The sequence below is a fragment of the Massilia sp. CT11-108 genome (genome assembly GCF_047302915.1).
Lineage (GTDB): Bacteria > Pseudomonadota > Gammaproteobacteria > Burkholderiales > Burkholderiaceae_D > Telluria > Telluria orientalis.
The window spans coordinates 1-9,838 of record NZ_JBKYMO010000205.1 but is presented as its reverse complement, the minus strand read 5'-3'; the positions used below and the strand labels follow the sequence as shown (position 1 = coordinate 9,838).

Annotated in this window: 8 protein-coding genes; 4 read left to right on the top strand and 4 right to left on the bottom strand. The window is 66.8% G+C overall.

Features of this window, described 5'->3' with window-relative positions; all coding sequences use genetic code 11:
• Nucleotides 1-1,674 (bottom strand): tetratricopeptide repeat protein (locus tag ACEN88_RS16970; protein ID WP_413341389.1); only part of this gene is annotated, 1,674 nt, incomplete at its 3' end.
• Nucleotides 1,675-2,195: 521 nt separating this feature from the next.
• On the opposite strand from ACEN88_RS16970, the gene ACEN88_RS16965 reads away from it, so the two are divergent.
• Nucleotides 2,196-2,978, top strand: a complete 783-nt coding sequence (locus ACEN88_RS16965; RefSeq protein WP_413341388.1) for an NF038120 family PEP-CTERM protein — start codon at nt 2,196-2,198, stop codon at nt 2,976-2,978.
• Nucleotides 2,979-2,996: 18 nt separating this feature from the next.
• Nucleotides 2,997-6,149, top strand: a complete 3,153-nt coding sequence (locus ACEN88_RS16960) for a S8 family serine peptidase (RefSeq protein ID WP_413341386.1) — start codon at nt 2,997-2,999, stop codon at nt 6,147-6,149.
• 95 nt (nt 6,150-6,244) lie between these two features.
• On the opposite strand, the gene ACEN88_RS16955 is transcribed toward ACEN88_RS16960, so the two are convergent.
• Nucleotides 6,245-6,685 carry a hypothetical protein gene (locus ACEN88_RS16955; protein WP_413341383.1) on the bottom strand — a complete coding sequence of 147 codons (441 nt, stop codon included), beginning with the start codon at nt 6,683-6,685 and terminating at the stop codon, nt 6,245-6,247.
• A 125-nt stretch (nt 6,686-6,810) separates the two neighbouring features.
• On the opposite strand from ACEN88_RS16955, the gene ACEN88_RS16950 reads away from it, so the two are divergent.
• Together ACEN88_RS16950 and ACEN88_RS16945 are read left to right on the top strand one after the other, a co-directional pair.
• Nucleotides 6,811-7,965: an MGDG synthase family glycosyltransferase gene (locus tag ACEN88_RS16950; RefSeq protein ID WP_413341382.1), complete on the top strand. Its 1,155-nt coding sequence runs from the start codon at nt 6,811-6,813 to the stop codon at nt 7,963-7,965.
• Nucleotides 7,958-8,425 (top strand): hypothetical protein, encoded by a 468-nt coding sequence (locus tag ACEN88_RS16945; protein ID WP_413341381.1) that lies wholly within the window; start codon nt 7,958-7,960, stop codon nt 8,423-8,425. The genes ACEN88_RS16950 and ACEN88_RS16945 overlap by 8 nt, the downstream gene beginning before the upstream one ends.
• Here the strand turns inward: ACEN88_RS16945 and ACEN88_RS16940 are convergent.
• Nucleotides 8,394-9,158, bottom strand: coding sequence for an HAD family hydrolase (locus tag ACEN88_RS16940; RefSeq protein WP_413341379.1), 765 nt, complete (start codon nt 9,156-9,158; stop codon nt 8,394-8,396). The two genes, ACEN88_RS16945 and ACEN88_RS16940, sit on opposite strands and share 32 nt — an antisense overlap.
• Before the next feature lie 268 nt (nt 9,159-9,426).
• On the bottom strand, nt 9,427-9,838 hold a 412-nt coding region (locus ACEN88_RS16935; RefSeq protein WP_413341377.1), incomplete at its 5' end, for a GH39 family glycosyl hydrolase.

Below are 9,838 nucleotides of genomic sequence, written 5' to 3'. Positions count from 1 at the left end.
CAGCGCGTCCATGCGCGGGCGGTCGTTGCCGAGGGCGATGGCCAGCGCCTCGTAGTCTTCCAGCGCGTGCGTGACGAGTTCCGGCAGGCCGACCGCGCACAGCAGGCTGCCCGCCATGCGCGAGCAGAAGGTCTGGCCGGCCCACGTCAGCACCGGGAGGCCGGCCCACAGGGCGTCGCTCGCGGTGGTGCCGCCGTTGAACGGATTCGTGTCGAGGAACAGGTCGGCGAGGCGGAAGCGGGCCAGGTAATCGGCCGGCGCCACGCGCCCCGCGAACAGCAGGCGGCTGCCTGCCACGCCGCGCGCCTCGGCCTCGCGCACGAGGTTGGCGCGGGTGGCGTCGCTGTCGGCCACCATCCACAGCACGCTGTCCGGCACCTGCGTCAGGATGCGCATCCAGCTGTCGAACACCTCGGGCGTGACCTTGAAATTGCTGTTGAAGGAGCAGAACACGAACGCGCCTTCCGGCAGGCCGTTCGCGGCGCGCGTGGGCGTGGGGCCGATGGCGCGGCGGCGGTCGTTGATCTGGAACGTGTGCGGCATGCGCAGCGGCCGTTCCGTGAAATGCGGTTCCAGCGCCGGCGGGAGCACGAAGTCGTCGGCCACCACGTAGTCGATGCCGGGCACCGCCGTCGGGCCGGGAAAGCCCAGCCACGTCAGTTGCACGGGCGCGGGACGCCAGCCGAGGATGTCGGCGCGCGCGCCCAGCGTGAGGCCGTGGAGGTCGACAAGGATGTCGATCTCGTGCGAGCGGATGCAGCGCGCCGCTTCCTCGTCCGTCATGCTGTCGATGCGGATGTAGTGGTCCATCGCGCCGACCACGCGCGCGCGCAGCGGCGAATTGTCTTCGCGGCTCCAGGAAAACGCGTAGACCTCGACGCGCGCGCGGTCGTGCAGCTCGTACAGTTCGGCCGTCAGGATCGACACCGCGTGCGAGCACAGGTCGGACGACAGGTAGCCGATGCGGATGCGCCTGTGGGCATAGCCCTCGGGCGGCGCCAGCTGCTCGGGCGCCGCATGCACCTTGCGCTCGACGAAGTTGAGCGACGCGGCCAGCTGCTCGGCCGGATCCGGCGACGCGCCCAGCATCGCGAGGGCCGACGTGTGGCGGCGCTGTTCTTCCACCGTGACGGCGCCGAACGCTTCGTAGACGGGCCACACGCACAGCTTCTGGCGCAGGTGCACCCAGTGGGTGATGACCTTGGGCTGGTCCGGGGCGAGTTCGAGGCTGCGCGTGAGATAGTCCAGCGCTTCCGGCAGGCGCTTGCGGATCTCGCACAGGCGGCCCAGGTTGTTCAGGGCCTGCACGTGCAGCGCCGGTTTCGCGGCCAGGTCCGGGATGTCGGCGAGGATGCCCTGCCATGCGGCGAGCGCGTCATCGGGCCGGTTCATGCGCTCGTACAGCGTGCCGAGATTCAGGCGCGCCTCGACGAAGCCGGGGGCGAGTTCGATCGCCTTCAGGTAATCGCGGGCGGCGCCCGCATCGTCGCCCACGTTGCCGCGCGCGACAGCGAGGTTGAAGCAGGCGGCATACGCGGCCGGGGAGGCCGTGTGCTCGATCCAGGTAGCGTACAACCGGATGGCTTCCTGCTGCATGCCCAGTTCGACCAGCGTCTGCGCACCCTGGAACAGTTCACCGAGCGGCAGCACGCCGCGTTCGGCCTGACGGAACAAAGCATCGGTGTGCGCGGGAACATTCATCCTGGATAGGTCTCTCGAGTCTGCTTCGGGGAAGCGTAATCATACTCTGTCAGCGTGTCTCCAGCGAACGTTTGTGGCCCGTGAGCAACCAACTGGTATCAACCGTTTGTACCCAAGTTTTCAATCAAGCATGAACATTTGCTAGGACTGAAATGGTTCTTGGCAAAGGCGCGTCCACATCCAGTTGCACATATAGAATCTATTTCCACGCGGATACATTGTAAAATAGTTAGCACAAGCAAAAATGCATGTCTAGCAATTTTTCTATTTGCAATGAATTGTAATTAAAAAACGACAATTTCTTGCGTTTCGACATCGCTGTTTTCATAGGGAAATCCAAATTTTGTTCAATATCAAACATTGAGCACAATAGTTAATTCGGATAATTTTTTACGAATAAATATTGTTTTCTTGCTACATTGGAAAGTCGTGTAGTTGGTAAAAAAACACGTAGGCCCGATACCCATCGGTGCTTCCATTTCAAGGCGAGAGACATGACAACCAATCCGACTTCTTGCGTTTCCCCTGCCCAATCCGGGCTGAATAAACTGGTCCTGGGTGCAGCCGCCGCGCTTGCCCTGCTGGGCACGGCACCTGCCATGGCGTCCGTGGTGAACTTCGAATCCCTGAGCCCCGACGGCATCTACGTGGACGGCGACACGCTCGGCGAGGCCGGCTACACGCTGCAAGCCATCGACAACCACGGCGGCACGAGCGGCGTCGTCGGCCTGCTCGTCAACGGCATGGACCCGACCTCCTGCTGGCTGGGCGGCTGTCCGACCAACAACACGAGCCATTCCTACCTGGGCCTGAACGACGGCGGCGTCACGATCAAGAAGGACGACGGCGGCAAGTTCAGCCTGCGTCGCCTCGACTTCGGTTTCGTTGCCCCGTTCGGCGGCCTGCCGAATTTCTCGTATGGCCAACTGCTGCTGACCGGCACGTTCGCGAACGGCGGCACGCTCGGCTACGCGCTCGACTTCCCGGGCCTCGACAACAACGGCAACCCGCTGTTCGACACCGCCACGCTGCCGGCCGGCTTCGGCTACGCCGAGCTGACCAGCCTGACGATCCACGCCTGCCTGTTCGACGGCATCGGCGGCTGCACCGTCGCGGCCGACAATTCCGATCCGTCGATCTACCAGGCGCAGTTCGCCATCGACAACCTCGCACTGGCCGAAGTGCCGGAGCCGGGCAGCCTCGCGCTGATCGGCCTGGGCATGGGCGCGCTCCTGTCGCGCCGCCGCAAATCCGCTCCTTCGTCCAACAACGCCTAAGCCGCCGAGGTATCGACCATGAAACTGCGTCCCATCACTTCGGCCGTCCTGTTCGCGCTGACCGTCGCGGCGGCCACCCACGCCTATGCCGACGGCGAAGTCCGCCGCTCGTACATCGTCCAGCTGGCCGACAAGCCGGTCGCCACCTATGACGGCGGCGTCAGCGGCCTCACGGCGACCAAGCCCGCCACCGGCCAGCGCCTGAACGTCGACGCGACGAGCGTCCAGAACTACATCACCTACCTGGAGACGAAGCAGGCGGATGTCCTGTCCACCGTCAACAAGGCCCAGGTCACCAACGAATACAAGGTCGTCTTCAACGGCTTCTCGGCCATGCTGACCGACGCCGAGGTCCGCGCGCTGAAGAAGAACCCGGGCGTCGCCAGCATCTCGGCCGACTCGATCCTGCAGCTCGACACGAGCTATACCCCGACGTTCCTCGGCCTGGACAAGCCGGGCGGCCTGTGGGACCAGCTCGGCGGCCAGGACAAGGCCGGCGAAGGCATCATCATCGGTATCGTCGACGGCGGCATCTGGCCGGAGCACGACAGCTTCGCCGACCGCGTCGACGCGAACGGCAATCCGAGCCGCGACGGCACCAAGCTCGCCTACGATGCCCCGCCGGCGTCCTGGAAGGGCATCTGCCAGGTCGGCGAAGGTTTCGCCGTCACCGATTGCAACAACAAGCTGATCGGCGCGCGCTACTTCAAGCAGCCGACGCAGACCTTGCACTGGACCGAATTTTTGTCGGCGCGCGACTCCGTCGCCGGCGCGGAAGGCCATGGCGGCCACGGCGACCACACGGCCAGCACGGCCGGCGGCAACGCGCACGTGAATGCCAGCGCCAGCGGCGTCTCCCTCGGCAAGATCACCGGCATGGCGCCGCGCGCCCGCATCGCCGCCTATAAAGTCTGCTGGACCGACGGCGGCACCGGCCTGAACGGCTGCGCCACCTCGAACAGCGTGGCCGCGATCGAGCAGGCGGTGAAGGATGGCGTGAACGTCATCAACTTCTCGATCGGCCCGAACGCCGGCGGCGGCGCGTTCAACGAACCGACCGAAGTCGCCTTCCTCGGCGCGGCCGCGGCGGGCGTGTTCGTGGCGGCATCGGCCGGCAACTCCGGTCCGGCGACGGCACCGGTCGCCCACATCAGCCCGTGGCTCACCACGGTCGGCAACTCGACGCATAACCGCACGTATGCGGGCGACGTCGCGCTGGGCAACGGCGTGACCGTCACCGGCGCGTCCGGCAATGCCAACACGCCGTCGTCGCCGCTGATCCTCGCCAAGGATGCCGGCCTGGCGGGCGTCGATCCGGCCGACCCGAGCCTGAACCTGTGCTTCGGGCCGGCCGACGGTCCGACCACGTACCTCGACCCGGCCAAGGTGACGGGCAAGATCCTCGTCTGCGACCGCGGCAGCAACGTGCTCGTCAACAAGAGCGCGAACGGCAAGACGGCCGGCGCCGTCGGCGTCATCATCGCCAACACGCCGACCAGCGCGGCGACGATCCTGAACCAGGCGCACTCGATCTCGACCGTGCACATCACGGCCGCGGACGGCCAGAAGGTCAAGGATTACTATGCCTCGACCCCGGGCGCCACTGCGGCGCTGAACAACCTGCGCGGCATCGTCGATCCGAACATCGTGGCACCGCAGATGAACAGCAGCTCGTCGCGCGGCCCGAACGTGGCCAACGCCAACATCATGAAGCCGGACGTGACCGCGCCGGGCACGGACATCCTGGCGGCCGTCAGCGCCGACCTGACCAAGGCCCAGCGCGACGCGGTCGCCGCGGGCGCACCCGCACCGTCGAAGGACTTCGCGTTCTACACCGGCACCTCGATGGCGTCGCCGCACGTGGCCGGCATCGCCGCGCTGCTGAAACAGCGTCATCCGGACTGGACGCCGGCGATGATCAAGTCGGCCCTGATGACGACCGCGTACGACACCTTCGACGATGGCCTGAACGGTTCGGTATCCTGGGACAGCACGGCCCGCACGACCGGCACACTGCCGTGGGGCCAGGGGGCCGGCCACGTGGCGCCGTCCACTGCCGTCGATCCGGGCCTCGTGTACGACCTGGCCACGATCGACTACGCGCGCTTCCTGTGCGGCCTCGGCATCACCAACGTGTTCAGCCCGGGCACCTGCCCGGCCGTCGGCTCGATCCAGCCGTACAACCTGAACCTGCCGTCGCTGACGGCCGCCAACGTGCTGGGCATCCAGACGCTGACCCGCACGGTGAAGAACGTGGGCGGCAGCGCGGCGACGTACAACGTCAGCACCACGCTGCCGGGCTATACGGTCGACGTGCAGCCGGCCACGCTGAACCTGGCGCCGGGCGCCAGCGCCACGTACACCGTCAAGCTGACCCGCACCAGCGCGCCGATGAACACGTGGGTGTACGGCAAGCTGACCTGGAGCGACGGCACGCACACCGTGCGCAGCCCGCTGACGGCGCGCGCCTCGACGATCGCCGTACCGGCCACGGTGCAGAGCGAAGCGACGTCCGGCACTAAGGTCGTCACCATCGGTACCGGCTACGCCGGCTCGCTGTCCCTCGCCAAGGCCGGCCTGATCCCGGCCACCCAGTTCAGCTCGACGGTCGTCACGGCGACGAACACGGCCAACAGCGTCTGCACGGGCGGCGGCGGCACGGGCGTGAACGTGCATACCGTCACCATCCCGGCCGGCACGACGACCGCCCGCTTCGCGCTGTACGACAGCGACACGGTCGGCACCGGCAACGGCCTGTCCGACCTGGACCTGGTGGTGGCACGCGGCACGACCGTCGTCGGCACCAGCGGCGGCCAGACGGCCAACGAAATGGTCACGCTGGCCAACCCGCCGGCAGGCGAGTACAAGGTGTGCGTCGTCGGCTACGATCCGGTCGGTGGCAGCGCCACGTACAAGCTGTCGACCTGGGTGCTGAGCCCGGGCGTCACCGGCGGCAACTTCAGGGCCGTCGCACCGTCCCAGGTCGCCCTGGGCGGCACGGCATCGGTGGCGCTGTCGTGGTCCGGTCTCGCGACCGGCAAGCGTCACTTGGGTTCGGTCGCCTACGTGACCGGCGGCGCCACGGTCGGCACGACGATCGTCGAAGTCGACACGACGGATCCGATCCCGCTGTTCCAGAACGCCGGCAACAAGCAGGCGAAGGTCGAGTAATCGTCGGGTTACAGCTCGACCATGGGCCGCCACAAGCGGCCCGAAAGACAAAGGTCGCGGTGCATGCCGCGGCCTTTGTCGTTTGTGATGAAGTATCAGCGGGCGACGGGTGCCATCCCGCCGGGACCGTTGTTCGTGGCGCGCAGCACGCACTGGCCGGCGGCGCACGTCGCGCCTGGATCGGGGACGACGGAGCAGGTCGACATCATGCCCTTCTTGGTGTCCTCGGCCTGGCGCGCGGCCGCGTGTTCGGCCACGAGCGCGCGCAGGCGCGTGCCGTCGTTGTTCTTGCTGGACCACGCGAGGTAGCGTTCGGGACCGCCGCAGGCCTTGTGGCCCACGCCGATCGTGTGGCATTGATCGTCCGTATCGCAGGCGGCAGCGCCGCGCTCGGCCTCGATGCGTGCCAGCACGGGCGCGCTGCCCGTGGCGGTGGAGGGGACCTGCGGCGCATCGCTGCGGCAGGCGCTGCTCGCGAGCAACAGGGCCAGGCCGGCCAGTCGGGCAAAGGTGCGGGGTAGGTTGAGCGGGTTCATGGGCCCATGATCGCGTGCACCGCCGCGCTTGGCAAGGGGCGCACGCGTCGTCACGGCACCGTCATATTCAACCGCTACATTGCCCTCATCAATATGCACGGCAAGGCGAGCGCGATGGGTGGGCGTTGGATGGACGAAGGCAGGGCGGGCAAGCGCATCCTCGTGCTGAGCGTGCCGGCCATACGCGCGCCGCCGAGGCGATCCGTGCCGCCGCGTGCGCCGTCCCCGGCATCGCCGAGGTCATCCACCTGGACGCGACCGCCTACGCGACGCCGCGCCTGCGCCAGGTCTACGCCGACCTCTACATCATGCTCGTGCGGCGCGCACCCGCCGTGTGGAGCTGGGTCTACGACACCACCAACACGGCCGCGCCGGACGGCTGGGCGCACCGGCTGCGGCGCCGCATCGAACGGCGCGATTGCGCGCCGCTGCTGGCGAAAATCGCCGAGCTGCGCCCGGATGCCATCGTCTGCACGCATTTCCTGCCGGCCGAGATCCTGTCGCGCGAGGTTGCCGATGGCATGCTGCGCTGCCCCGTGTGGGTGCAGGTGACGGACTTCGACCTGCACCGCATGTGGGTGCACCGGCACATGGCCGGCTATTTCGCGGGCAACGACGAAGTGGCGTTCCTGATGGAAAAACACGGCATCGCGCGCGACGGCATCCACGTCACCGGCATCCCGGTCATGCCGGCTTTTATGTGCCGGCCGGACCGCGCCGCGTGTGCACGCGAACTCGGCATCGATCCCGGCCGCATGACCTTCCTGTTGATGGGCGGCGGCGCGGGGCTGGGCGGCCTGTCCACGCTGGCGCAGCGCCTGCTGGCGATCCCCGGTCAGTTTCAGTTGATCGCACTGGCGGGTCGCAATGCCGCGGAACTGGCGGCGTTGCAACGCCTGGCGGCCGCGTACCCGGGGCGGCTCGTGCCGCAGGGTTTTACGGACAAGGTCGAGCGCCTGATGGCCTGCGCCAACGTGGCCATCACGAAGCCGGGCGGCGCCACGACGGCGGAGTGCCTGGCGCTGGGCCTGCCCATGATCGTGAATGCGTCGATTCCCGGGCAAGAAGAACGCAACGCCAATTTCCTGCTCGAACATGGCGCCGCGATGAAAGCGTTCGATGCGCCGTCGCTGGAATACCGCGTGCGCTACCTGATGGCCCATCCGGCCGAACTCGACACCATGCGTACCCGCGCCCTCGCGCTGGGCCGTCCCCATGCCGCGAGCGCCGTGCTGGCGGCCATCCTGAAGCAGACCGAACCCATCGATGCCCGTGTTTGAACTTTCCCATGCCGGCCAGTTCGTCGCGACGTTGGCCGCCATCGTCGTTGCCGCGTATTTTTTTGCCCGCGTCGAAGTCGAGATCGAAGGCGAGGCCGGCTGGGCCGCGAACCTGCCCACCTGGCGCATCGAAGAGCATCCGCTGCTCGACATCTTCTGGGGCGGCCGCGCGTTGACCGGCTACCACGCGTGGATGTTTTCCTTCATCGGCGTCATTTTTCACTTCCCGCTGGCCTTCATGGGCCAGTGGTCGTTGCAGCTGGAAGCGCGCGCGCTGGGCGCCGTGATGCTGTTCTGGATCGTCGAGGACTGGCTGTGGTTCGTCGTCAATCCCGCTTTCGGCTGGCGCCGCTTCAAGCGCGAACTGGTTCCCTGGCACAAGCGCTGGTTCGCCGGTGCGCCCGTCGATTACTGGATGTTCGGCGTCGTCAGCGCGCTGCTGTTCTGGTACGCGTACTGACCGGTCCGCCTCGGCCCTTGCCCAGGTCGAGCGCATGACGGATGCGCTGGCACAGTTCGCCGGACGTACGCGAAATCAGCTCGTGGGGAATCTCGAATTTCTCCGTGAGCCGGTCGTAGTCCTCGAAGCCGTACGACACCATGAACGGGTGCATGCCCGAGCCGATCGCGGCAGTGAAATCCTTGTGCTCGTCGCCGCACACGTAGGCGCGCGCCGGATTGATGCCGAATTGTTCGCGGATGGCGCGGAACTGGCTCGTCTTCTTTTCCGAGAGCGGAATGTGGACGAGGAAGTCGAGCGCATTGATGTCGATGTCGTGGCGCTGGAACAGCTGGCGCAGCGTCTCCAGCGGTTCGTTCGTGATGTTGCGCGTGACCATGCCGACGACGACGTCCGGCGCGGCGACCAGTTCCCGCACGAGGTCGGGAATGCCTTCGTACATCGTCGCTTCCTGGCGATAGACCTCCGTGAGGCTGTCGACGAGCCTGGCCCGGCTGTTCTTGCGCAGGTTCTTCTTGATGATCGACGGGAATTCCTTCAGCCCGCCCAGGTACTTGAACAGGTTGTGGCGCTTCTGGAACCGGGCTTCGTCGCCGATGTCCAGCCCATGCCGCGAAAAGGCCGCTTCGATGGCGGAAAAGGCGTCGATGGTGGTGCCGTCCGCGTCGAGGATCAGCAGGCGTTTCCTGGATTTGTACATGTGCGTCGTGGCCGGATTCCGTTGCCTCATCATACTCACCGGCATGTTACCGGCGTATGACAGATCAGCGCCGGAACAGCACGAACGCCAGCGCGCCGAACAGGAACCATTTGAAGGCGTAGTAGACGGTGCGGTTCCAGGCTTTCAACACGCGCAATCCTGAGCTGGGTGTTCTGCTCGTACGGCCAAAGTGGCGTCATTCGATTGTTTCGCCGTGTCGACGACGGCGCTGTACGCGAGTGCGTGTTACGGACACGGCGGGCGCGATCCGACGCTGTGCCCGCCGTCCCGCGCCGGTGATTCAGTAAGTCAGCGTCACCAGCGACACCGCCTGCCTCGGCAACTGCATCCTGACCGTCGCCGTGCCGTCCGTCGTCTGCAGCGTCGACGCGGGCGCGAGCTCCGCGAGTTCGCTCGCCTTCCGCAGATCGGCCACCTGCGCCGCCGTCGGATGCGCGGGCGAGCCCATGCGCTTCCACGCGGCGTACGAATTGCTGTGCTCCTGGTCGATGCGGTAGTGGCGCATCTGCACCCGTTTGGCGGGAATGCCGGCGATCCGCAGTTCGACCGGCGAGCCGGCGTCGATGATGTCGTCGTCGTGGTAATTCCAGACCAGGACGGACACGCTGTGCGCGTCCTTCGCCGCCAGTGCATCGATGTCGGTGCGCGCGCCGCGCACGCCGGCGGCCTGGATGCGGGCCGCGTCGTAGGCG

Excerpts from the sequence above, each read along its gene's own strand:
- ACEN88_RS16940 (WP_413341379.1), bottom strand. The coding sequence starts at position 9,158 with ATGATGAGGCAACGGAATCCGGCCACGACGCACATGTACAAATCCAGG.
- ACEN88_RS16955 (WP_413341383.1), bottom strand. The coding sequence starts at position 6,685 with ATGAACCCGCTCAACCTACCCCGCACCTTTGCCCGACTGGCCGGCCTG.
- ACEN88_RS16965 (WP_413341388.1), top strand. The coding sequence starts at position 2,196 with ATGACAACCAATCCGACTTCTTGCGTTTCCCCTGCCCAATCCGGGCTG.
- ACEN88_RS16960 (WP_413341386.1), top strand. The coding sequence starts at position 2,997 with ATGAAACTGCGTCCCATCACTTCGGCCGTCCTGTTCGCGCTGACCGTC.